We start from the raw sequence: 23,753 nt of genomic DNA, 5'->3' as shown, positions 1-23,753 counted from the left end.
CGGTACGTTACCTTTCCAGGGCATCCTGCAAAACGGCCAGAACGGCCTCGGGTGGCACATTTGCAGTAACAAACGCTTCGCCAATCCCTCTGGCGAGAATGAAGTTCAACTTCCCGGCGACAACTTTCTTGTCCTGTGCCATGAGCTCGACAAGCGTCGCCGCATCAGGCAATTCGCCAGAAATATCGCCTAGATCAGTCTTCATCCCCATTGCTTTAAGGTGGGCACGTACGCGACTTGGGTCTTCCTGACTGCACAGTCCCATTCGCGCTGACAATTCAAAAGCCAGCGCACAGCCAATGGCCACGCCTTCACCGTGCAAAAGTCGGTCTGAATACCCGGTAGCAGCTTCCAGTGCGTGACAGAATGTGTGACCCAGGTTCAACAGCGCCCGGTCCCCCTGCTCGGTTTCGTCTCGCGATACGATATCGGCCTTCATCTGAACCGAGCGCGTTACTGCCTCAACCCGTGTGGCCATATCACCTGCAGCCAATACTGGGCCATTTTGTTCCAACCACTGAAAGAACCCAGAGTCCCCAAGCATTCCATATTTAACCACCTCGCCGTATCCGGCCAGAAAATCACGTTGCGTCAAAGAGCCCAAAACACTCGTATCAGCCAACACCAACGACGGTTGATGAAACGCGCCAATAAGGTTTTTGCCCTGCGGCGCATTGATACCAGTCTTCCCCCCAACTGAGCTGTCGACCTGAGCCAGCAGGGATGTCGGGATCTGGACAAAGCGCACACCTCGGCGCAGTACAGCCGCCGCAAAACCGACCAGATCACCGATCACACCACCGCCAAATGCAACGACGATATCTCCACGTTCGACTTTTTGCTCCAATAACCATTCAACGGTACGACTGAATTGCGGCCAGCCCTTTGTGGCTTCTCCTGGAGGCAAGGCCAGGATTTCCATTTCGATCCCAGCACTTGCAAATCCTGTGCGCAATGTTTCCAGATGCAACCCTGCAACATTTTCGTCACTGACCACGACAACCCGTTGGCGCGTCAGAAATGGGGTGACCCTTTCTCCGACCTGCTCCAACAGTCCCGGACCAATAACGACGTCATAAGAGCGGTCTCCCAGATCAACGTGTACTGTCTTTTCCATCATTTCCATTCCAATACATCGGGTCGAGCTCGCAAAGACTGCAACACCCGGTCAACCATGGTTTCAATTGAAGCGCGTCCATCGGAAACCACTTGCAGATCGGCTAAGGCGTAAAGCGGCACCCGCGCATCATAAAGCGATCGCAGCGTTGCGTAGGGGTTCTCAGTACGCAGCAATGGACGAGTATCGCGGTGTTTCACCCGGTTCCAAAGCACTTGAAGGTCGGCTTGAAGCCAGACAGAAACACCGCCGCTGGTTATGATCCGTCGATTTTCTTCCGACAAAAAGGCGCCGCCACCAGTAGACAGAACACCGCGTTCTTTTTCTAACAATCTGTTGATAACTTGGCGTTCTTTTTGGCGAAAAAAGGGTTCACCATCGCGCGCAAATATCTCGGGAATCGTCAGATTGGCGGCAGATTCGATTTCGTGGTCACTGTCCAGGAACGGCACATTCAACCGTGCGGCCAATGCCCGGCCCACAGCAGTCTTCCCTGCCCCCATCATGCCTACCATTACAATGGTTTTTTTCAGCTGTCCGGGAACGAGGTCCGCTATCTCAGATCTAGGTTTTTGCTCATTTTCGCTCATTCTCTAGTGAATGACGTGATCTTGTTGAAAAGGCCATATATAACTTGAGCAAAACACCAAGAAGAGGGGCAGAGAGATTGCTATGGGTCGAATACTCAAGTACCTGTTTATTATAATTATTTTATGCGGAATTGGGCTAATTGCCTATGCATATGTTGGGCCTTGGTTTGGGGCAGATTTTAGTGCGCCCACTGCAGAAGTACGAAAACCGGTGATTTTGGATGCCAATTAAGCAGGCCCTCCTGCCACTGGCTGCAGTGTTTTGCCTTGCCACCGGTGCGGTTGTTGCTGATCCACTGTCGGCTATCGGTTGGCTGCAGCAGACCACGACAACCAACAATCTGCCGGGTACAGTGTTGCTGGAGCCTCCGGTCACCGGTTCAGCCTTGCAGCCACAGATCATTGTGACCCCGCTGGAAGCACTGGTGACACCTATCGGACTGGTGTCACCCTCCGCAACAGGGTTGCCGGTTGATCTATGGCGTGGAAGCAGACCCAGCACCCTCTCCCGACTGATTAGCCAAATTTCTGTGCAAGACAACCCGGCAATGCAATCGCTCTTGTTTACGTTGCTGTTGTCAGAAACCCGCCCCCCCAGTGGGACTGGGGATCAGCTCTTGCTGGCACGGCTCGACCGGCTGATGCAATTGGGAGCAACCGACCCAGCCCAGGCACTTGCCGAACAAGCAGGTCCAGCCCAAAGCATCGCCCGTTTTCAGCGCTGGTTTGATGCTACTCTGCTGACTGGCGACGAGGATCGCGCCTGCGCAGCCCTAACTGCAAAGCCCTATTTGTCGCCAAAGTATGAAGCTCGTATTTTCTGTGCTGCGCGCCGCGGTGACTGGCAAACTGCAGCGCTTACGCTAGAGGCCGTTCATGCGCTAGATTTGCTGCCCAAAGCCAAAATGGACTTATTAGATCGCTTTTTGAGCCCAGACGTTTTTGAACTGGCCCCGCCCCTACCTCGTCCGCAACATCCAGATCCTCTTACATTCCGCCTGTTTGAAACCATAGGTGAGCGACTGCCCACTGCGCCCTTACCTCGCGCTTTTTCGGCTGCAGATCTACGAGATGTTGCAGGTTGGAAGGCTCAATTAGAGGCCGCAGAACGACTTACACGCATCAGCGCGTTGAATCCGAATCAACTGTTGGGACTCTACACGGATCGACTACCTGCCGCATCCGGTGGTATTTGGGACCGGGTTGCTGCCTTACAGCGTTTTGAAACAGCTTTAAATACAACCAGCCCAGATGCCGTGGCAAAAACCTTGCCCGGCGTCTGGCAAGCGATGTCAGAAGCCCGCATCGAAGTTGCCTTTGCTGATCTGTTCTCAGAGCAACTTTCCAAGGTCCAACTTAGCGGTGACGTCGCCGACTTGGCTTGGCGCGTTCGATTGCTATCACCGTCATATGAGACGGCAGCTTTGACTCTGCCACAAGACAGCCGCAAAAATAGGTTTCTTTCTGCCTTGGCAAAGGGAACGCCAAATCGTGTTGCTGCCACTTCTGCGCTAGAACAGGCCATTGAAGACGGATTTTCCGAAGAAGCTTCTCCACCTGACGACCTGCAACGTTTGTTGGAAAGCGGCCAGTTGGGCGAAGCCATTTTGAACAGTATGTTTTTGTTTGAACAAGGCGCAGCTGGAAATCTGTCAGATCTAAGCGCAGCCCTTACCACCTTTAGGGCCATCGGGCTGGAAGACACCGCACGGCGCGCCGCCTTACAGTTGATGCTGTTGGATCGAGGCTAAAATGGCTCCACGAGATGTTTATCAATGGATATCCACTTTTCTGGATGCTCAGGCAGCCGAACTGGGGGCGTCACGCAATACACTGTTAGCCTACGGTCGGGATCTCAAAGATTTTGCCGCATGGATGGACCGCACGAACGTTGATGTTGCAACAACCACACGTGAAGACATCGAGGCCTATTTAATTGACTGCGATGCACAAGGGTTAGCAAAATCTACCCGCGCCCGGCGGTTGTCGGCGGTCAAACAAATCTATCGGTTTGCATTTGAAGAGGGCTGGCGCAGTGATAATCCCGCAGTTCAGATCCGCGGTCCTGGCCGGGAAAAACGTCTGCCAAAAACGCTGGAAGTGCTCGAAGTAGACCGGCTCTTAAATGCGGCGCGCCAAACCGGCCGCACCCCAGCAGACAGATTGCGCAACACTTGCCTGATGGAACTTCTCTACGCCACAGGTATGCGGGTAACCGAACTTGTCTCCTTGCCCGTCTCAGCCGCGCGCGGTGATCCACGTATGCTGTTGATCAGCGGCAAAGGTGGAAAAGAGCGCATGGTACCGTTATCTCCCCCTGCTCGTGAAGCACTGGCCGCTTGGTTGGTTGAACGGGATGACACAAATGATGAACGGACAACTTTAGGACAAGCCAGCTCTCCCTTTTTGTTCCCATCACGGGGCAAGGCTGGCCACTTCACCCGACACTGGTTCTACCAGCTGATCAAGGAACTGGCCGTGACTGGAGGCATCGCTCCAGAAAAGGTTACACCACATACGCTGCGCCATGCCTTTGCCACTCACCTACTGGCCAATGGCGCTGATTTGAGAGCGATTCAGACCTTGTTGGGGCATTCTGATATTGCGACAACCGAAATTTACACCCACGTGTTAGATGCCCGGCTTAGCGAGCTGGTGCTTCAACATCACCCACTAGCGCAAAACGAAGACGATGATACAGATCCATAGCGCTTGAATACTCTCTTACCGCCCACCATAACCTTATCCTGTATCGAATAAACTTGGATCTTACATGGACACCCCATCGACCGTTCTGGACAGCGCTTTCTGGATTAGCGCTAGCATCATTCTTTTGCTGTTGGTTCTTTCTGCCTTCTTCTCGGGCTCCGAAACCGCTTTGACGGCGGCTTCACGGGGTAAGTTACGATCGCAGGCAGACAAAGGGTCCCGTGGGGCACAAAGAGCGCTGAATGTTACCGACGACACTGAGCGTTTGATCGGTTCAGTGCTACTGGGCAATAACCTCGTCAACATTTTGGCAGCCTCCCTGGCGACCGCCATGTTCACCCGTGCATTTGGTGAAAGCGGTGTCGCAGTGGCCACTTTGGTGATGACATTGCTGGTGCTGGTGTTTGCCGAAGTCCTGCCCAAAACCTATGCTATATCAAACGCAGAAAAGGCAGCAGCGCGGGTTGCACCAATAATAGCTGTGTTGGTTACAGTGCTGGCGCCATTTGTCAGTGCAGTAAGGTTGCTTGTTCGTGGTGTCCTTCAGCTTTTTGGAGTCAAAATTGACCCCAACAGCAACGTTCTTGCGGTTCGGGAAGAGATCGCAGGAGCTTTGCAACTTGGTCACTCTGAAGGTGTTGTCGAAAAGGAAGACCGTGACCGAATTCTGGGCGCATTAGACCTATCTGAACGGGCGGTGGACGAAATCATGTTACACCGCTCCAAGATCGAAATGATCGATGCGGCAAATGACCCCCATGCAATATTGGAACAATGCCTTAATTCCCCCTATACACGTTTGCCGTTATTCCGGGACGAGCCTGAAAACATTATTGGAGTTGTCCACGCCAAAGACCTATTGCGCGAGATGTACACCAAGATTGGCGGCCCGGAAGGGGACGCAGCTGCCCTTCGCGATTTTCAGATTTCTGGTGTCGCCAAGCCTCCTTACTTTATTCCTGAAACAACGACGCTAGACGACCAAATGCGCCAGTTCCTACGACAAAGAGCGCATTTTGCGTTGGTCGTAGATGAATACGGATCGTTGCAGGGGTTAATAACCCTAGAGGACATATTGGAAGAAATCGTTGGTGAGATCACCGACGAATTTGACACGGCAACCGAAACGCCTGTTGAGAAAACTGCAGATGGCAATTTTCTGGTAGATGGTGCCATGACTATCCGGGACCTGAACCGCGCAACCGAATGGACTCTCCCGGACGACGAAGCGAACACCGTAGCGGGTCTGGTCATTCACGAGGCGCAGATGATTCCCACCATAGGTCAGGTCTTTTCGTTTCATGGGTTTCGTTTCGAAGTGACCGACCGGGCCGGAAATAGGGTTACTGGAATTAAAATTCGTCCCCTGTTGTGACAGGGGCCCGACCTACTTCGAGAAGCTGCTCGTAAATTGAGTGCATTAGCTGTGCTGGCCACTTGCGCCACCTGTTATGGTTCGCGCTAAGAAGGCTATCATCAATACAAATTGGTAGCCTTCCCAACTTCGATGGCTGCCCTACAAGTAATGTTGCTCCTGATCCACACATACCTTTTCACACTCCTGACCGAACTACAGTTTTCGCTTTAGATCCTTTGGCGACATGGGTGGTCGTTTTTTGATTGGATTACTGTTCACATATGTCCAGAATATCCAAAGGAGATATTTTGGGAGATTAGGGATGAAAACCACCACGCGAGTGGCCGTCATTGGCGGTGGAGTTGTCGGCTGTTCGGTTCTTTACCACCTGACAAAACTGGGCTGGTCAGATGTCGTGCTGCTTGAACGGTCGGAGCTGACCTCCGGATCAACATGGCATGCAGCTGGTGGTTTTCACACATTGAACGGTGACACCAACATGGCGGCGCTGCAGGGGTATACGATCAAACTATACCGCGAGCTGGAGGAGATCACCGGCATGTCCTGTGGTTTACATCATGTGGGCGGCATCACACTAGCAGACAATCAGGAACGCTTTGACATGCTCAAGGCAGAACGTGCCAAACATCGGTTCATGGGGTTGGAAACTGAAATTGTCACCCCCGAAGAGATTAAGAAGTTCGCACCAGTCACAAACACAGATGGCATTCTTGGTGGCCTCTACGATCCATTGGATGGCCACCTAGACCCTTCGGGCACCACCCATGCCTATGCCAAAGCTGCACGCCTCGGCGGAGCAACAATCGAAACGCATTGCAAAGTGATCGAGACCAACCAACGTGCAGATGGGACTTGGGATGTGGTCACTGACAAAGGGACAATTCACGCCGAACACGTGGTCAACGCAGGTGGGCTTTGGGCGCGTGAAGTTGGCGCAATGGCCGGGGTCTATTTCCCTCTTCACCCAATGGAGCACCAGTACATCGTCACCGACGAGGTGCCAATGATTGCAGATATCATCGACGCTGGAGGCGAACATCCACATGTGATGGACCCGGCCGGAGAAAGTTACCTACGACAAGAGGGGCGTGGTCTGTGTATCGGGTTTTATGAACAACCCTGTAAACCCTGGGCTGTGGATGGCACACCTTGGGATTTCGGGCATGAACTACTGCAGGATGATTTTGATAAGATTGAAGACTCAATTGCCTTTGCTTACAAACGGTTTCCTGCGCTGGAAACGGCTGGGGTAAAATCTGTGATCCACGGCCCTTTCACTTTTGCACCTGACGGAAACCCATTGGTTGGCCCTGTTCCCGGAATGCGAAACTATTGGTCCGCCTGCGCTGTAATGGCCGGCTTTAGCCAAGGCGGTGGTGTTGGTCTGATGCTGGCGCAATGGATGGTCGAAGGCGAAACGGAACGTGACACATTTGCGATGGACTGTGCACGTTTTGGTGACTGGATTACCCCCGGCTATACCCGTCCCAAGGTGATTGAAAACTACCAGACACGCTTCTCCGTGTCTTATCCAAACGAAGAACTGCCAGCGGCGCGTCCATTTCGCACCACACCTATGTACGACATCTTTGAAGGCATGGGGGCCGTTTGGGGGGCACAGTATGGGCTTGAGGTCGCCAACTATTTCGCAGCTGGAGACGAACCACGCTACGAGACGCCCAGCTTCCGTCGCTCTAATGCATTTGACGCCGCCGCCCGTGAAGTTGCAGCTGTCCGAAATGCAGTAGGTATTAACGAACTGCACAATTTTGGAAAATATCGCGTAACTGGCGCAAATGCCCGGACGTGGCTTGATCGGATCATGGCTGGTCGGGTGCCCAAAGTTGGCCGCCTGTCTCTGACGCCTATGCTCTCAGCCAGAGGTCGGTTGATAGGCGATTTCACGATCTCTTGCCTGAATGAGGAAGAATTCCAACTGACAGCGTCTTACGGATCTCAGGCCTATCACTGGCGCTGGTTCTTGAAGAACCTTGATGACGGGGTGAACATCGAAAATATATCGGATACCCGCAGCGGATTTCAAATTGCAGGTCCAAACGCGCGCGACGTCTTACAGGCCTGCACCCGTCAGGACATCTCGGATATGAAATTTATGGATGTGCGCCAGCTTAGCGTCGGCATGGCGGACTGTATCGTACAACGTGTCAGTTACACCGGGGACTTGGGATATGAAATATTCTGCGACCTACCCAGCCTGCGCGCGCTTTGGTCGGTGTTGTGGAGGGAAGGACAACCACTGGGAATGAAACCCTTTGGCATGCGGGCGATGATGAGCCTTCGTTTGGACAAGTTTTTTGGCTCTTGGCTCCGAGAGTACTCACCAGACTACACAGCTGCTGAGACTGGATTAGACCGTTTTATTTCGTTCAAAAAAGACACTCCATTCATCGGCCGCGCGGCGGCTGAGGCCGAGCGAGATGCGGGCCCTGCTCGTAAGCTTTGCGCGTTTGAAGTTAGTGTGGATAATGCTGACGTTGTGGCTTATGAACCGATCTGGCTGGACGGCAAGGTTGTTGGGTTCTGTACGTCTGGCGGATATTCACATCACGCAGAAAAATCGATCGCGCTTGGTTTTGTTCCGGTTGGGAACGTAGTCGAAGGGCTGAAGGTTGAAATTGAAATTCTCGGGAAAATGCATCCTGCGGTATTGATCTCCGCCCCACTGTTCGATGCAGATGGGTCGCGAATGCGAGGTTAGTACTGAAGACAAAAATGAGTAAGTGCTTATGTTCCAGAAAAGGCGCTTACTCGATTCACACCTCCAAATTCCGATAAGCTCTGGCTCAAAGGCAATTGGTTGCCCTAGATGCCTATGCCGGGGTAATCCAATCTCTGCGCCCTGCCCTTACTGGAGACAAATCATGAGCCAACTTGCCATCCTATTGCTGGCCGCGGGATCCTCCAGCCGAATGGCCCCTCGTGACAAGTTAATGGAGAAGGTGAACGGGCAACCGTTGTTGGGCTTGATGAGCCATCGCGCAGTGCAAACAGGGTTGTCCAGTTTTGTGACTATCCCATCATACAGCCATCCACGCGCCGCATATGTTGGCAGCGCCACACCAATTGTAGTTCCCGACGCTGCCGAGGGTATGGGGGTCTCAATACGTTCAGGTGTCGCCGCTCTTCCGGCGACGATCGAGGCAGTGTTGATCCAGCCCGCAGATATGCCCGAAATTGAAACTCAAGACCTTTTACACATGGCAAAACAGTACAGTAGCGATGATCCACAAATTCTGCGCGCCTGTACCATTGATGGCACCCCCGGTCATCCGGTCCTCTTCCCTCGCAGCTATTTTGAAGAATTGCTAACGCTCAGCGGCGACTCTGGTGCCCGCGCGGTCCTAAAAAACCAACCTGTAAAACTGGTGACCTTACCCGGAATGCGCGCAGTTACGGATCTTGACACCCCCGAAGCCTGGGCAATCTGGCGCGCCAACAAGAACTAGTTCTCAGATGTCTCTCAAATGAAAAAGGCAGGGCCAAAACAGCCCTGCCTTTTCATTTCTATATCAACACAGTGATCAGTGCACCAACAGGCGCGCCTCGTGCTTTTTCAGTGACCGGCGCGCAGCTGGGTAGGCCGCTTTGCCTTTTTGCGTCTTCAGCTCAGGGAACAGTTCAAGCAATTCATCGCGCTGGGACTTGTCCAACCCACGCAGGGTCAGATCACCAGGCTGGAAGCTTTCGGTCCAAGCGCCATCCGACAACACAACTTCATGCTGATCGAACATGAAGTGGATATATGACACTTCCGACGTTTCAACGGCATCCACACCAGCCAAACCTGTCAGGTGTTTGGCAGCAACCAAAACCTCGCGGTCTTCAAAGTAGAGTGCAGTTTTGTTGTTCGCGACCAGAACACGGTGGTTTGGGCTGACCATCATATCACGTTCTGGCAGACCGTTGCCCAAGGCGCCCTGACGGATCAATACAGGCTGAAGATGTGCCCCACCAGAAAGCTCGTCGCTCGACAAATCCCGTCGACCCAACCAACGGATTTCCTGAATGCCGTTGTCGCGTGTAATCACCCGGTCACCCGCTTTCAGATCTTCAACTTTGCGCTCACCCTTGGGTGTCGCAATCAAAGTTCCCGGGGTGAAACAAGGAAGAACCACGGTTTCGATTTCATGGAACTCAGTTGTCCCAGTTTCATCACCATCAGAGTTGAAGAATGTAACAACACCACTTTCAGGATCACCCACATCGTAGGTAACTGTGAGTGAGCCGCCCGGATTCACTGCTTCTGCGGCTCCGGTCAGGTCCAGAACATCTACGTCCAGACCGTCATCGTCTTCACCACCATAGATGACTTCCCCTTGGCCAATATTGACAAAACTGTCGTCGCCATCCTGACCAAACATAAGGTCGCCGCCATCTTCGGCGTCATCACTGCTACCTGAGATGGTATCATTACCGTCCCCACCGGCCAGAATGTCGCGACCAGCGCCACCATCCAACCAATCGTCTCCGGTACCACCGTCAATGGCATCGTTGCCCTGCATGCCATAGAGATCATCGTCATCGGCGCCACCAAAAATGACATCCGTACCGAAATGGCCCTCAACAGTGTCGTTCCCGGCACCGGCTACTATGACATCTTGCGAACCTACCAGCGGTGGGACTGCATCGTCAAAATCGACACGGTCACCTTCGGGATCACCCAGATAATCAAGGTCGATCAGATCATCGCCTGTGGTACCTTCAACAACGCCATCTATGCTTAGCGCGCCCGGACCTGAAGACGGATCTTCCAGCACCGCATTGGTACTTGCAGTTCCGACAACATACACATTCTCAATTTCAGAGAACTCAGCAGTACCGGCTTCTGTCAGATCGTCGTTGTAGTAAGTAATGTAATGGTTCCGGATTCAGAGGACGGATCGCCGCCATCATAGTTCACCGTTGCCAAGCCGGTTGCAATTGCGGCGTCATTGTCATCGCCGCCTTCGCCACCAACAATTGTGTCACCGATACCAACACCAATGATGTCCGCATCGTCGCCACCCATCACTAGGTCGGCACCCTGACCACCCAGCAAAACGTCATCGCCGGTACCACCAGATAATTCATCTTCGTCAATGCCGCCAAACAGGGTGTCGTCGCCTGCGCCACCGCTAAGTGTGTCATCATCATCCTGACCGTAGATCAGATCATTACCTTCACCGCCGTCGATCACATCCATACCGTTGGTCTGATCTGGATCAACGGGATCTCCGCCCGAGCCATCGTCAAGGATGTTCAGAACATCTGGATAAGCAGGGTCGAGGCCACCATAAATGGTGTCATTCCCGGCATCCCCTTGGATACTGTCAGCGCCTTCGCCGCCAACGATATAGTCGTTATCTGCTCCACCGGAAATCGTATCGTCGTCAATGCCACCGTCGATGCTGTCATCACCCGTACCGCCAGTGATGTAATCTGCATCGTCGCCAGTCGTGATGGTGTCATTACCCGCACCACCGTCCACGGTGTCCATATCGTCAGTGGTATCACTATCAGCTGGGATCGGCGGAATAGTTACCGAAGAGCTGACGTAACCAGGGAAGCCGCGATCAGGCAACGGAATTGCGCCACCACCTGACGTATCGATGACGTCATCTCCATCACCACCATCAACATTGTCGGAGCCTTCGCCACCGGTAACGTCGTCATTGCCATCGCCAGCAATAATGATGTCATCGCCATCGCCCCCATCGATTGTATCATCACCGGGAACGATCTCGGGCGCCTCACTGGTTGCATCGAAATAAACATCCGAGATCAACGTGCCGGAATTCCCGTGGCCAACCTGTTCATGGTCAATGACCAATCGCGAAATCGGACCAGGAATCGTTACCAAGACTGAAATATCGGCGTTATCGGCGCTGGCGTATCCGCCATTTGCTGTGGCGGTGTCATTTCCAGCAACGCCATCCGTATCGGACAGTGTTACGGCCGGGCCGCCTGCCAGATTCACGACAACGGGATCGCCGCTTGCATCAAAAGCAGTAACCTGAACGACGCCGTCGCCGTCGATGTCATTGATCCGGAACGAAACATTTTCTACTGGAGCAGAGAAATCCAGTTGATAGCCTGCGCCATTGCCATCGCCGTTGGTCAAAGAAGACAAACCACTACTGTCTTCTACCGGGTTGCCGTCGTCGTCAACATTACCGACAAATTGGGTGGTATCCGTAAACTCGGTCTCTACCCCCGGGTCCTCGTTTAAAACTGAGAAATCGACGGTTACCGAGCCAGTGTCTTGACTGAACCCACCGCTCAAGTCATCTTCATCGTCAACTTCACCACCATCATCTGGATCAGGTGCGCGATCCCATTCAAACACTTGACGGCTGCTTGGCTGTACACCCGGAGCATCGGTATCAGCTTCGATGACATCATTGCCTTCTCCGCCGTTCAACACGTCAGAGCCGGATCCGCCGTGGATAGTGTCATCGCCAGCACCAGCCTCGACCGTGTCATCGCCAGCACCCGCATTTACCAGATCATCATTCGGCCCATCAGCCGGATTGATCGCATCGTCGTTGTCGATCATGTCGCCTTCTGGATCGCCCGTATAGGCCACGTCGATAAGGTCATCACCCTCGCTGCCTTCGACGATACCGTCCAGGCCATTTTCAGGTGTAACCACGTCCTCATCCAAAACGGCCAAATAGTCGATGGCACCGTTGAAGTTCTGGTCAAATTCACCTTCAACAGTCTCACGACCACCAATGGCAAAGCTCTGTTCATCATCAGCAGTCAGATCGAGTGTTAGATTGTTTACATCACTACCTACTACGGTGGAGGTGCCTTGAGTGGTGTTTTCAACGCTCATGACCACGCCATCCGCGCTCCAAGCGTAGGAGACTTTAATGATATCGCCGCTGGAAAAGAAACTTGGGTCGGTCGTCAACAACGCCGAGTTTGCGCCATCAACGTGATAAACTACAACTGAACCGTCACTGGTAACCCGGACTTCCATAAAATCAGTGTCCGGATCCTGATCTTCGGCACCAGCGAGCCCACGGCTCATAACTGTTTGAGGATCACCAGTAGGAAGTTCATAGGGCCGGAACGTTGTAATAATCGTTCCTTCGCTCAGGTCGAATGCAGCGTCATCGCCGTCATCAACGTCCATGCGAGAGTCATCGCCGTTTCCAAGCATCCAGCCACCAGCGAAACCTGGTCCATTTGCCGGCGTACCATCCTGGGCAATCCCATCACCCAGACCACTATCATCGTTCTCATATCCGTCGCGGAAATCCCACAAACCAACGACATTGGCCGAAAACGGGTTGTCAAAGTTATTCGCCATCACACTCTCCTTTTCGGCACACCCACGCACCACACCGCGAACTGCGGAAAAATTCCATTCCATCAGAAAAGCATGGCGCGATCGGAAACTAGCACTTGCAATTAGGACAAAGTGAGAACGCCAAGTATTTCAAACCCGGCAACACGAGTGCTTGTTAGCACCAGTGCGTCTATTTTTGGTAACCATGCAGCGGCAGCCACTCTGTAACCAAACAGTTCTCAGGCATCGTCCTGATGCAAAAAGTGCAGTCGCCCCCACGACCAGCAGACTTCTCCCCCCAAAATGGGCTGCTCTATCAATACCCCATGCCAGCAACCCAACAATGAAAAAAATTGACGTATTTTGCAGTCGACAGCCCGAACACCTGAAATTAGCACGCTAAATTCAACCAAACTCAAGGTGAATTGTTTCCTACCTATACAAGAACACTTTGCCGAACTTGCCATCAACACCGAAAAATACCCCTTTCCAGCATAAATTTCACTATTGAGACCGAAAATTGTTTCCATAAGAGATACAATCATAAAGGCACTTCAACGAAAATTCAGTCAGATCCATCACCCCTCAATTTCGCGCTCCACTGGCTGTTTTTGGAACCAATCCCCCTGAACGCGGCTAATTGTAGATAGATATGTAGCGTAGATCCTCTATTTCAACTCGAATCGAAGCGGCTTTTCAAACAACATCCCACTTACCAACCGCATGTGTTCCAAAACGTAAAAAGGCCCCCACGCGAATGGAGGCCTTGTTTGTCCAAGGGGATATTGGCTAGAAATCCACGTCTAAAGCGACGCCTTTTGCCACCGCCAGATCGACAACTGCCGCTGCTACCGCAAGATCTTGCAAACCCACTCCTGTGCCATCGAATAGCGTCACTTCTTCATCTGTACTTCGACCTACATGTTTACCGTTGATGACCGACCCTATTTGAGTGATTTCCGTTTCTAGCATACGACCATTGGCAACGGCGTGCTGGCACTCACCTAGTGAAATGGATTGTGCAATCTCATCCGTAAAGACTGTCGCCCGCGCAACCAAAGCCGCATCGACTTCTTGTTTGCCTATTGTGTCCGTTCCCATGCAGGCAATATGGGTGCCGCCAGTGACCTGCGAATCCATTAGAATGGGGTCAAAGGACGAAGTGATTGTGATGATTACATCCGACTCGTCACCCAGTCGGTCCAGTTCAACCACTTCAAACGGCAGGCCGACCTCTCGTGCGACGGCTTCCAGATTGACCAGATATTCTGGATGTAGATTCCAACCAATGATCTTTTCAAACTCTCGTTGCTCCACAGCTGCACGTACTTGAAACGCTGACTGGTGCCCGGCTCCAATCATGCCCAATACCTTTGAGTTTTTTGGCGCAAGGTGCTTAATCGATACAGCGCTGGCAGCCGCAGTACGCAAGGCGGTCAAGACGTTACCCCCGACTACTGCGCGACATTGTCCGGTATCTGCATCAAACAAAAAGACCGTCGACTGGTGGTTTGTAAGACCTTTGTCGGCATTGCCGGGCCAATACCCACCCGATTTTAAGCCCAAATTCAAACCTGCGCGGTCAAAGCCCGATTTAAATCCATATAGCGCATCTGCATGGCCAATCGACTCACGGATCACAGGGAAATTGTAAGCCGCGTCATTGGCCATCGACGCAAAAACCTTTTCAACCGCGTCGAAACTGTCTTCACGGGTTATAAGCCCGGCAATTTCTCGTTCAGGAACGATTATCATAGATGTATCCTTTGATCAGAAAATTGGGGCCAACAGCCGTAAACGCCTAGCCAGCCCCGCTAACCTTCCGGGGAGGTGTTAGTAAGCTTTACCGCGTGCGGATACTGGCCAAAGAGTTTCAACCTTGCCATCGCGCACACCAACGTACCAATCGTGCACGTTGCAGGTTGGATCGCAGTGACCTGGGACCAGACGCAATTTGTCGTTCACTTTCAAAACGCCATCAGGATCACCGATTACACCATGCTCATCAGAGCATTTAAGGTACTCTACGTCGTCACGGCCGTAGATAAACGGCAGCCCCGAGTCCATTGACTGCGCTTTAAGGCCCGCATCACAAATCGCCTTGTCTGCTTTGGTATGTGACATCACCGAGGTCAGGATAAACAGGGCGTTCTCCCACTCGCCCTGGTCAATGCGCGTACCATTTCGATCAAGGATCCGCCCATAATCAGCATCCATAAAGGCATAAGAGCCACACTGGAGTTCATTATACACGCCGGAGTTGCTCTCGAAATAGTAAGACCCGGTCCCGCCACCAGAAACCAGTTCGCAGGTTATCCCTTCAGCTTTCAACCCAGCAACGGCGTCTTCGACCAAATCGATTGCAATATCTAGTTTTGCTTTGCGATCATCATAGCTGTCCATATGCTGCATTGCCCCCTGGTAAGCCTGAATACCAGTGAAATTCAGCCCCTCAGCGGCTTGAATAGCCTTGGCAATGACAACAACATCTTTGGTCGAATTTACGCCACAGCGACCTGCACCACAGTCGATCTCGATCAAGCAATCCAATTTGGTTCCATGTTTTTGAACAGCCGCTGACAACCCGTCGACATTGGCCAAATCATCAACACAGACAAGAATCCGAGAGCCCAGTTTAGGCAGCTGTGCCAAACGGTCTATTTTCAACGGATCGCGAACCTGGTTGGAGACCAAGACATCTTTGATCCCACCGCGAACAAAGACTTCCGCCTCGGAAACCTTTTGACAGCAGACACCAACAGCACCCCCCAATTGCTCCTGAAGCTTAGCCACATCCACAGATTTGTGCATCTTGCCATGCACCCGGTGTCGCATGCCATGTGCAGCAGCATAATCACCCATCTTCTTAATATTACGCTCCAACGCATCCAAATCCAGAACCAGACAGGGCGTCTGGATATCTGCTTCATCCATTCCCGGCAGCGCTGGTACGTCATAGCCGACAACGAGGTCATTGATGTTTGTTTGTATGTTCATTTGTGAATCTCCCAGATCAGCTGTTCATCCAGGGCAGCTTGTCTAAATCGACATTGCCGCCTGTGATAATGACGCCCAGACGTTTGCCTGCAAAGCGGTCCTTGTTCTTCAAAATGGTTGCCAGCGGTACAGCACTGGAGGGCTCAACCACAATTTTCATCCGCGCCCAGATCAACCGCATCGCATCAATGATTTCTTGTTCGCCCGCAGTCAGAATGTCGCTGACGTGGTTGGAGACAAAATGCCATGTCAGGTCCTTTAGGGGCACTTTCAGCCCGTCAGCCACAGTCACGGGCGCATCATCAGCGATGATTTGTCCAGCCTTGAAACTACGATACGCATCATCAGCTTGCTCGGGTTCAGCTGCAATCACCGCCACATCCGGTGCTTTATGTGACAGGGTTAGACAGGTTCCAGAGATCATGCCGCCGCCGCCAATTGGGGCAACAACAGCATTAAGCCCATCTACCTGTTCTACCAATTCAAACGAACAGGTCCCCTGCCCTGCAATCACGCGTGGATCGTTATAGGGATGCACAAAGTCCGCGCCAGTACGTTCCTGTACCTCCGCAAACACCGCCTCGCGACTGCTGGTCGAGGGCTCACATTCAGTGATTTTGCCACCATAGCCAATCACCGCATCCTTTTTAGCCTGCGGTGCACTATGTGGCATCACCACATGGCAGGGAATGCCACGCCTCCCCGCCGCATAGCTTAAACTCAATGCGTGATTGCCGCTCGAATGGGTGGCAACACCCCGTTTTGCCTGTTCGTCATTTAGGCCAAACACCGCATTTGACGCCCCGCGCACCTTAAAGGCAGCCGCTTTTTGAAAATTCTCGCACTTGAAGAACAGCTCTGCTCCGGTCAACTCGTTCAGAAAGCTGGACGTCAAAACCGGCGTGTGATGCACATAGGGTTTTATACGCGCCCTTGCTGCTAGCATGTCGTCATAGGTTGGGATCAACATAGGTGCGTCCTTACTTATGCAGCCGCGAGGGCGGGCTGGCGCGTGGTGGCACGATAGGATTCCTGTGCAGCCGCCACACCGGCCCCCAATGTGATATCCAGTCCCAAATCTGCCATACACATCTCAGCGGTGGCGATTCCAGAAAGTGTCATCACATCGGTTAGCGAACCAAGATGGCCAATGCGAAACACCTTGCCCGCAACCTCTCCAAGACCAACGCCGAAGGCGACCCCATAAATATCAGCAGCGTGGGTAACGATACGTGTGGCATCAAACCCTTCTGGCGTTCGGATCGCACTCACCGTGTCCGAATACAGTTCAGGGGCATGAGCACAAAGCTGCAATCCCCAAGCATCCACCGCTGCGCGAACCCCGTTGGCAATCCGACGATGGCGGGAAAAGACATTCTCCAGCCCCTCATCAAGTAGCATTTCAACTGATTGCTTCAACCCGTTCAGCAGGCCGACGGCCGGTGTATAGGGGTAGGCATTGTTGGCATAGCCAGCCGCCATATCGCGGATGTCAAAAAAGGTGCGCGGCAATTTTGCTGTTTCAACCAAGGCCATCGCTTTGGGCGAAATTCCAACAATTGCCAGACCCGCAGGCAACATAAATCCCTTCTGAGAGCCGGTGATTGCTACATCAACGCCCCATTCATCCATGCGGAAATCCATCGAACCAATCGAAGAGACCCCATCAACATAAAGCAACGCCGGATGCCCAGCCGATTCCAATGCGCGGCGTATAGCGGCAATGTCTGACTTCACCCCTGTGGCGGTTTCATTATGTGTGGCCAAAACCACTTTGATCTCATGACCAGTATCTGCTGATAGTATTTCCTCATAACGGTCAACCGGCAGGCCCGCTCCCCAAGGAGTTTCAACAACTTCAACGTTCAGATCGTGGCGATTACACATGTCAATCCAGCGGTGGCTGAACATACCGTTGCGCGCAGCTAAAACCTTGTCACCCGCAGACAGCGTATTTGTCAGAGCCGTTTCCCAGCCGCCAGTTCCTGTCGAAGGAAAAACAAAAATTTCTGCCGCTTGGCTTTTGAGAACCTGTTTTACGCCTTCGAGCGCTGGGTGCAGGATCTCACCAAATAGGGACGAACGGTGATCCAGCGTTGGCATATCACAGGCCTTGCGAAGCACCTCTGGCATGTTGGTCGGACCCGGAATGAAAACTGGGTTTTGAAAGCTCACGTTGTTGCCCTCCTGTGGCGTTTGAGACAACTGTAGCCGCCAGTTCAACCTAGGCCAATTTTTTTGAAAAAATATTTCAATATGAACTACAGCAGTCTTATATGTTTAATTTCAGCATGTTACGTTTTTTCATTGACTGAAATTCTCTTTCAAATAACATAATTTTATAGATGTTCACTTGAAAGGGAGCCAACGTGAAAACGCCCACTCGCCGTAAGGGACGCCCAAAAGGGTTCTACGCCAAAACCGAAGTTGCGCCGGTACAGTCACTTGATAGGGCGATGATCGTGCTGGAAGCACTGGCAGACAGCGCTGGGCTTACACTGACAGAGATTGCAGAACGGCTCGACCAGTCTCCTGCAACAATCTATCGTGTTCTCAATACGCTAAATGCTCGCGGAATTGTCGAAAGTGATCCGCAAACCCAGGCTTGGCATATTGGACCAATGGCCTTTCGGCTCGGGTCCGCCTTTTTGCGCCGAACAAGTGTAGTAGACCGCAGTCGCCCTGAAATGCGCCAGCTGATGGAGGTAACGGGTGAAACTGCAAACCTAGGAATTGAAAAAGACGGCCTTGTAATGTTTCTCAGTCAAGTTGAAACGCATGAAACCATCCGCGCCTTCTTCCCACCAGGAACGCTTTCTCCCATGCACGCATCTGGCATCGGCAAAGCGCTTTTGAGCCGCTACTCCGATGATCGTTTGGATAGGTTTTTAAGGAGAGGGACATTCGAGGCGTTTACTTCGAAAACTCTGTGCGAACCTGAGGCTATACGCAAAGACATGCTAGGAATTCTGGAAGCAGGGTTTGCCGTAGATGATGAAGAGAAGACAACGGGTATGCGCTGTGTCGCCGCCCCAATCTTGGATTTTTACAATGAACCTGTTGCGGGAATTTCGGTATCAGGCCCTTCGCACCGTTTGACACCGGATAGAATCAGCGAAATCGGCAAAGCCGTAAAACAAGCTGCAAACCAAATTTCTCGTGGACTGGGCTCGTCAGAAACCTGATCAGAAACAGCGAGAGCGCCCGGTGGCTATTGTTTGTCGATGCAGGCCTGTCCTCTACGCGCGCCAAATCCAATTGCCGGCGGGAATCTACCGTAGTCCGTTCGTTCCACTTCTGTTGTCTAATTCATCCAGAAAGGGCCCATCATTCACCTTTTGCCGAAGGTGAAACTGCGCCCTTGTCCAAGCCCTGGTTGACCGACAGCAAGCAATCTGGAAATCATAATTCCATATTCCACTCCTTTACAAAACCTTCGCACATCCGACACATAGTTTATAAAAAAGACCAGTAGCCAGACCGGGAAAACCGGGAGCTGACTGTGCTGAGAATTTCGAAACTATCCAAACACTTCGGCGATAAGACCGCTGTAGATTCCGCGACGCTGGATATCGACAAACCCTGTATGATCGGCATTATCGGCCGATCCGGCGCTGGTAAATCTACGCTATTGCGGATGTTAAATTGCCTGTCGGATGCCAGCACCGGCACGATCAGTTTTGAGGGGCGCGACATCACATCGCTTACCGGAAAAGCGAAGCGGGCCTGGCAATCCGAATGCGCGATGATTTTCCAGCAGTTCAATCTGGTACCGCGTATGGATGTGGTTTCAAACGTGCTACACGGCACTTTGAACCAGCGTTCAACACTTGCAGCGATGTTCAATCTGTACCCAACCACGGACATACATCGCGCAATTGATATTCTTGACCGTTTGGGAATTGCAGAGCATGCCCCCAAACGTGCCGAAGCACTATCAGGCGGACAACAGCAGCGTGTAGCTATTGCACGGGCGCTGATGCAGGATCCGCGTATAATTTTGGCTGATGAACCCATTGCGTCGCTTGATCCGATGAACGCGCAAACGGTGATGGAGGCGCTGCGCCGCATCCACGAAGAAGACGGGCGCACGATCATCGCAAACCTACACACACTGGATACAGCGCGCCGGTATTGCGACCGCGTGGTTGGTATGCGCGATGGCCGGATTGTTTTTGACGGCTTGCCCGAGCAGCTGACCACAAGTGTCGCACGCGAAATCTATGGCGCTGGCGCCGATTTTTCCGAGGCCGCCACTTCGACATCTATCGAAACACTGGAGCAAGGCAACGCGGTCGTTCGGATGACCGCTGAAACGCCTCTTTGACTTTACCCAAATTCATCACCCAAGGCCGATGGGGCTCTTGGGACCAAACTGGAGACTACACGATGAAAAATCTTCTTGCTGCTGTCCTCGTGACCACTGCTCTGACCGCTCCGGTCATGGCTGAAGAAACTAAAATCACTGAATTCCGTATTGGTCTTCTGGGTGGCGAAAACGCCCAGGACCGTCTGAATAACAACGAATGTCTGCGTGCAAAAACCGAAGAGCTGTTGGGTGTTGAAACCAAGCTCTTCGCCCCTGCTGACTACAATGGCGTTATTCAAGGCCTGTTGGGCGGTACGTTGGATATGGCTTGGTTGGGTGCTTCTGGCTATGCCAAAACATATCTGAGCGATCCAGAAGCTGTTGAACCGATCCTGGTTAAAGTCAACAACGATGGCGGCTACGGCTACTACTCAATCGGGTTTGCCCGTAAAGATAGCGGCATCACCTCGCTCGAAGATCTGAAAGGCAAAACATTCGGCTTTGGTGATCCAAACTCGACCTCTGGCTTCCTGATCCCTTCCATCGAAATTCCAGTTGAAACCGGTGCGACCATGACCTCGGGCGACTACTTTGGCGAAGTAAAGTTCACCGGTGGTCACGAGCAGACAATCGTTGCTGTAAATGGTGGTGACGTAGACGGTGGTGTGACATGGGCCGACGGTCTGGGCAACTGGGAAGATGGCTATAATTCGGGTGCCCTGCGCCGCGCTGTTGATGCCGGTCTGGTCGACATGAACGATCTGGTGAAAATCTGGCAGTCCAACCCAATTCCAGAAGGCCCAATTGTTCTTCGCAAAGATCTTCCTGCTGATGTGAAGGTCAAGTTCACTGCGCTGATGGCTTCACTGCCCGCGATGGATCCTGAGTGCGCCTATGGTGTGCTATCAGGCGAGGCTAAGGGTGTTATGCCAATCGGTCATGACGCATACGAAGTGATCATCGAAGCACGGAAATTGAAGTCCAACTAATTTTTATCACCAAAGACAACGGGGCTTGGCCAATATTGCCTTGCCCCGTTTTTTGTCAGGCGCCTCTCCACCGGGCGGGCCGTGTGACCAATACGACGATCGGGAGACTTCCAATGCCGGACCTAAACACATCCCCACCCTCACTGACGGAAATACGAGGCGACTATATTGCCTTGACCCAGCGCAAACGGGTCTACGGTGGTATTCTTCTGGCGATCTTTGTCGCTCTTATGGCTGCTGGCTTTCGAACTGCCGACGCGCGCAACGCCGGATCATTTCGGGACGGGTTTAACAACGTATTCGACTATCCCGCCGAAGTGCTGGGCGAGGCATTGGAAAAATCGGCACAGCTGCCTGGGCATTTGGTGCACTTCTTTCCTGCCTTGGTCGAAACACTGAATATTGCCGCTGCTTCGACCTTGATCGGTGCAATCGCGGGTATAATTTTATCTCTGCTATCCACGCGTGGTTTAGCCCCCTGGCCCGCCCTGATCCCGGTATTCCGGCGTATCATGGACATTTCACGCGCTATTCCTGAGATCGTGATTGCGTTGGTTTTGATTTTCCTGCTGGGCGGCGGACCTGTTCCTGCAATGATCGCAATTGCCATCCATACCGCAGGGGCATTGGGAAAACTGTTCTCTGAAGTGAATGAAAATGCTTCACTGAAACCAGTAGATGGCCTTGAATCTGTTGGCGCCAGCTGGGCCCAACGGATGTATCTGGGAGTTATACCTCAAGTTGGTCCCAATTACGTCAGCTACGCCTTGTTGCGGTTCGAAATCAACATCCGCGCCTCTGCCATTCTGGGTTTTGTCGGGGCCGGCGGTATTGGCTATGAGCTGCGCAATTCCATGTCCTGGGGACAGGGGCGTTATGACGAAGCCGCCGCAATTTTTCTTTTGCTTTTCATCACCATCGTTGTTGTCGACCAACTGTCTGGCCAACTTCGCGACCGTATGACTCATGGAGCTAAAGCATGACAACCATTTCAACCGAACTCGGGTTAGCCGATCGCAAACACGCCACGTCTCAGCTGTTTCAAAAGAAGAAGCTAATCAACTTCGGCCTCCCGGTGATCGTTTTATTGTACCTGGCCTATGTGTTCGTCGCATTTGATATTTCCGGGTTGTGGGACAAGGTCAGCGTCAAAAATGCCCGAACCCTGGTCAGTGACAGCTACAGCTATAAAACCCACGTCACCCGCGACAATCGAGATGCTTCGGTTTCCGTAGCGATCGAAGGCGAGCGCAAAGGTCGCTATCCAGATGGCGAGGCACCAGCTTGGGTCTCGTTGGGGGAAACCACCTCGATAGATCTGGAAAACGGTCATCATGTGTGGTTTGGCCCCGAGGTGATCGAATATGATATTCCGGGGTATGGATTGGTCACAGCCAAACCCGGTCGCACAGGAGTAAACGCCACTTTACCTGATGGCCCTGTGCCCAACTGGATCAACGCGTCTAAGAACCGTTTGGCGATTACCACCGACGCCGGTCGATTGACCGTTACGCGAAACCGAACCGAAGTCTTTCGCTACTTTACCGGCTGGGAGCTCTTCTTCTTTACTCTCGATAGCCCTTACCACGGCATGGGCCCAGCTAAACTGTTGAGCCACGCGGTTCAGGGTGAGGCCGGTGCAATTTTCAACGACTTCTGGACCAACAAGATGTGGCGCCATCAGGATGTCGCCTGGGCCATTCTGGAGACTTTGTTGATGGCCTTTCTGGGAACGTTGGGAGCTGGGATTGTAGCACTACCGCTTGCATTTCTAGCCACCCGGAATTTCATGCGGATGTCATCTGTTCGCTTTGTTGTCCGACGGTTCTTCGACTTCCTTCGCGGAGTAGATTCCTTAATTTGGACGGTGGTTTTGTCCCGCGCTTTTGGCCCCGGTCCATTAACTGGTGCCTTGGCCATTTTGGTCACGGATACTGGGACTTTTGGCAAGATCTTCTCCGAAGCTTTGGAAAATGTTGATGAGAAACAGATCGAGGGGGTGCAATCAACCGGTGCCAGCCCGCTCTTGCAGTACCGCTTTGGTGTAATCCCGCAGATCACCCCAGTCCTGCTCAGTCAGTTGCTCTACTTCCTCGAGTCAAACACCCGCAGCGCAACCATCATTGGTGCGATCACCGGGGGCGGCATTGGTCTGTTGCTGACCCAAGCCATCATCACCCAGAAAGACTGGGAAGAAGTCGCCTATTACATCGTTCTCATCATTCTGATGGTGATGTTCATGGATTGGTTCTCGGGCTGGCTGCGGCGCAAATTGATTAAGGGTGAAGAGAAAAAAACCAAGATCAAAAAATCCAACGCGGCAAAGAATGCATTTTTGCTTCCGTAACCAAACTAAGGGGCTGCGCC

General features: G+C 52.5%; 18 protein-coding genes. 10 read left to right on the top strand and 8 right to left on the bottom strand.

The annotated features are described in order from the left end of the window. Positions 1 to 7: 7 nt before the first annotated feature. Both aroB and GO984_RS00965 read right to left on the bottom strand, forming a co-directional pair. On the bottom strand, positions 8 to 1,117 hold the full coding sequence (gene aroB, locus GO984_RS00970) for a 3-dehydroquinate synthase (RefSeq protein ID WP_157021182.1): 1,110 nt from the start codon (positions 1,115 to 1,117) through the stop codon (positions 8 to 10). Next, positions 1,117 to 1,707: a shikimate kinase gene (locus tag GO984_RS00965; RefSeq protein ID WP_157020725.1), complete on the bottom strand. Its 591-nt coding sequence runs from the start codon at positions 1,705 to 1,707 to the stop codon at positions 1,117 to 1,119. Before GO984_RS00965 ends, aroB begins: the two co-directional genes overlap by 1 nt. A gap of 221 nt (positions 1,708 to 1,928) precedes the next feature. Here GO984_RS00965 and GO984_RS00960 point away from each other — a divergent pair, with 221 nt between their 5' ends. The 5 genes from GO984_RS00960 to GO984_RS00940 all read left to right on the top strand — a co-directional run bounded on the left by GO984_RS00960 (position 1,929) and on the right by GO984_RS00940 (position 9,261). Further along, positions 1,929 to 3,458 (top strand): hypothetical protein, encoded by a 1,530-nt coding sequence (locus GO984_RS00960; RefSeq protein WP_157020724.1) that lies wholly within the window; start codon positions 1,929 to 1,931, stop codon positions 3,456 to 3,458. Position 3,459: 1 nt separating this feature from the next. Beyond that, positions 3,460 to 4,416 (top strand): site-specific tyrosine recombinase XerD, encoded by a 957-nt coding sequence (locus tag GO984_RS00955; protein ID WP_157020723.1) that lies wholly within the window; start codon positions 3,460 to 3,462, stop codon positions 4,414 to 4,416. A 64-nt stretch (positions 4,417 to 4,480) separates the two neighbouring features. Then, the gene (locus GO984_RS00950) at positions 4,481 to 5,791 is read left to right on the top strand and encodes an HlyC/CorC family transporter (RefSeq protein ID WP_157020722.1); all 1,311 of its coding nucleotides are present in this window, start codon (positions 4,481 to 4,483) and stop codon (positions 5,789 to 5,791) included. Between the two features lie 304 nt (positions 5,792 to 6,095). Then, positions 6,096 to 8,513 (top strand): GcvT family protein, encoded by a 2,418-nt coding sequence (locus GO984_RS00945; protein ID WP_157020721.1) that lies wholly within the window; start codon positions 6,096 to 6,098, stop codon positions 8,511 to 8,513. A 163-nt stretch (positions 8,514 to 8,676) separates the two neighbouring features. After that, the gene (locus tag GO984_RS00940) at positions 8,677 to 9,261 is read left to right on the top strand and encodes a nucleotidyltransferase family protein (protein ID WP_157020720.1); all 585 of its coding nucleotides are present in this window, start codon (positions 8,677 to 8,679) and stop codon (positions 9,259 to 9,261) included. 75 nt (positions 9,262 to 9,336) lie between these two features. Here GO984_RS00940 and GO984_RS00935 read toward each other — a convergent pair whose 3' ends face one another. The 6 genes from GO984_RS00935 to bhcA form a co-directional block, all read right to left on the bottom strand. Next, on the bottom strand, positions 9,337 to 10,605 hold the full coding sequence (locus GO984_RS00935; protein WP_342448047.1) for a Hint domain-containing protein: 1,269 nt from the start codon (positions 10,603 to 10,605) through the stop codon (positions 9,337 to 9,339). A gap of 38 nt (positions 10,606 to 10,643) precedes the next feature. After that, entirely contained in the window at positions 10,644 to 13,112 is a 2,469-nt protein-coding gene (locus tag GO984_RS00930; RefSeq protein ID WP_157020719.1) for a calcium-binding protein, read from the bottom strand. Positions 13,113 to 13,880: 768 nt separating this feature from the next. Beyond that, positions 13,881 to 14,846 carry an iminosuccinate reductase BhcD gene (gene bhcD, locus GO984_RS00925; RefSeq protein WP_157020718.1) on the bottom strand — a complete coding sequence of 322 codons (966 nt, stop codon included), beginning with the start codon at positions 14,844 to 14,846 and terminating at the stop codon, positions 13,881 to 13,883. Positions 14,847 to 14,924: 78 nt separating this feature from the next. After that, a complete protein-coding gene (gene bhcC / locus GO984_RS00920) occupies positions 14,925 to 16,088 on the bottom strand; it encodes a 3-hydroxy-D-aspartate aldolase BhcC (protein ID WP_157020717.1) in 1,164 nt (387 codons plus the stop codon). A 16-nt stretch (positions 16,089 to 16,104) separates the two neighbouring features. Continuing rightward, positions 16,105 to 17,058: a beta-hydroxyaspartate dehydratase BhcB gene (gene bhcB, locus GO984_RS00915; RefSeq protein WP_157020716.1), complete on the bottom strand. Its 954-nt coding sequence runs from the start codon at positions 17,056 to 17,058 to the stop codon at positions 16,105 to 16,107. 14 nt (positions 17,059 to 17,072) lie between these two features. Beyond that, the gene (gene bhcA, locus GO984_RS00910; RefSeq protein ID WP_167740172.1) at positions 17,073 to 18,263 is read right to left on the bottom strand and encodes an L-aspartate--glyoxylate aminotransferase BhcA; all 1,191 of its coding nucleotides are present in this window, start codon (positions 18,261 to 18,263) and stop codon (positions 17,073 to 17,075) included. 194 nt (positions 18,264 to 18,457) lie between these two features. Here bhcA and bhcR point away from each other — a divergent pair, with 194 nt between their 5' ends. The 5 genes from bhcR (at position 18,458) to phnE (GO984_RS00885) (ending at position 23,733) form a co-directional block, all read left to right on the top strand. Then, the gene (gene bhcR, locus GO984_RS00905) at positions 18,458 to 19,273 is read left to right on the top strand and encodes an HTH-type transcriptional regulator BhcR (protein WP_167740171.1); all 816 of its coding nucleotides are present in this window, start codon (positions 18,458 to 18,460) and stop codon (positions 19,271 to 19,273) included. Positions 19,274 to 19,590: 317 nt separating this feature from the next. After that, on the top strand, positions 19,591 to 20,415 hold the full coding sequence (gene phnC / locus GO984_RS00900; RefSeq protein ID WP_167740170.1) for a phosphonate ABC transporter ATP-binding protein: 825 nt from the start codon (positions 19,591 to 19,593) through the stop codon (positions 20,413 to 20,415). Between the two features lie 62 nt (positions 20,416 to 20,477). After that, positions 20,478 to 21,386 carry a phosphonate ABC transporter substrate-binding protein gene (gene phnD / locus GO984_RS00895; protein ID WP_157020714.1) on the top strand — a complete coding sequence of 303 codons (909 nt, stop codon included), beginning with the start codon at positions 20,478 to 20,480 and terminating at the stop codon, positions 21,384 to 21,386. Positions 21,387 to 21,499: 113 nt separating this feature from the next. Next, positions 21,500 to 22,369, top strand: coding sequence for a phosphonate ABC transporter, permease protein PhnE (gene phnE / locus GO984_RS00890; protein WP_157020713.1), 870 nt, complete (start codon positions 21,500 to 21,502; stop codon positions 22,367 to 22,369). After that, entirely contained in the window at positions 22,366 to 23,733 is a 1,368-nt protein-coding gene (gene phnE / locus GO984_RS00885; protein WP_157020712.1) for a phosphonate ABC transporter, permease protein PhnE, read from the top strand. Before phnE (GO984_RS00890) ends, phnE (GO984_RS00885) begins: the two co-directional genes overlap by 4 nt. Positions 23,734 to 23,753 lie beyond the last annotated feature (20 nt).

This window comes from Parasedimentitalea huanghaiensis (assembly GCF_009753675.1).
Taxonomy (GTDB): Bacteria; Pseudomonadota; Alphaproteobacteria; order Rhodobacterales; family Rhodobacteraceae; genus Parasedimentitalea; species Parasedimentitalea huanghaiensis.
The sequence above is the reverse complement of the archived record's forward strand: the minus strand, read 5'-3'. Positions and strand labels throughout refer to the sequence as shown.

Excerpts from the sequence above, each read along its gene's own strand:
- GO984_RS00945 (WP_157020721.1), top strand. The coding sequence starts at position 6,096 with ATGAAAACCACCACGCGAGTGGCCGTCATTGGCGGTGGAGTTGTCGGC.
- phnE (WP_157020712.1), top strand. The coding sequence starts at position 22,366 with ATGACAACCATTTCAACCGAACTCGGGTTAGCCGATCGCAAACACGCC.
- phnD (WP_157020714.1), top strand. The coding sequence starts at position 20,478 with ATGAAAAATCTTCTTGCTGCTGTCCTCGTGACCACTGCTCTGACCGCT.
- bhcC (WP_157020717.1), bottom strand. The coding sequence starts at position 16,088 with ATGAACATACAAACAAACATCAATGACCTCGTTGTCGGCTATGACGTA.
- GO984_RS00955 (WP_157020723.1), top strand. The coding sequence starts at position 3,460 with ATGGCTCCACGAGATGTTTATCAATGGATATCCACTTTTCTGGATGCT.
- GO984_RS00960 (WP_157020724.1), top strand. The coding sequence starts at position 1,929 with ATGCCAATTAAGCAGGCCCTCCTGCCACTGGCTGCAGTGTTTTGCCTT.
- phnE (WP_157020713.1), top strand. The coding sequence starts at position 21,500 with ATGCCGGACCTAAACACATCCCCACCCTCACTGACGGAAATACGAGGC.
- GO984_RS00930 (WP_157020719.1), bottom strand. The coding sequence starts at position 13,112 with ATGGCGAATAACTTTGACAACCCGTTTTCGGCCAATGTCGTTGGTTTG.
- GO984_RS00965 (WP_157020725.1), bottom strand. The coding sequence starts at position 1,707 with ATGAGCGAAAATGAGCAAAAACCTAGATCTGAGATAGCGGACCTCGTT.
- GO984_RS00940 (WP_157020720.1), top strand. The coding sequence starts at position 8,677 with ATGAGCCAACTTGCCATCCTATTGCTGGCCGCGGGATCCTCCAGCCGA.
- aroB (WP_157021182.1), bottom strand. The coding sequence starts at position 1,117 with ATGGAAAAGACAGTACACGTTGATCTGGGAGACCGCTCTTATGACGTC.
- bhcD (WP_157020718.1), bottom strand. The coding sequence starts at position 14,846 with ATGATAATCGTTCCTGAACGAGAAATTGCCGGGCTTATAACCCGTGAA.
- bhcB (WP_157020716.1), bottom strand. The coding sequence starts at position 17,058 with ATGTTGATCCCAACCTATGACGACATGCTAGCAGCAAGGGCGCGTATA.
- GO984_RS00950 (WP_157020722.1), top strand. The coding sequence starts at position 4,481 with ATGGACACCCCATCGACCGTTCTGGACAGCGCTTTCTGGATTAGCGCT.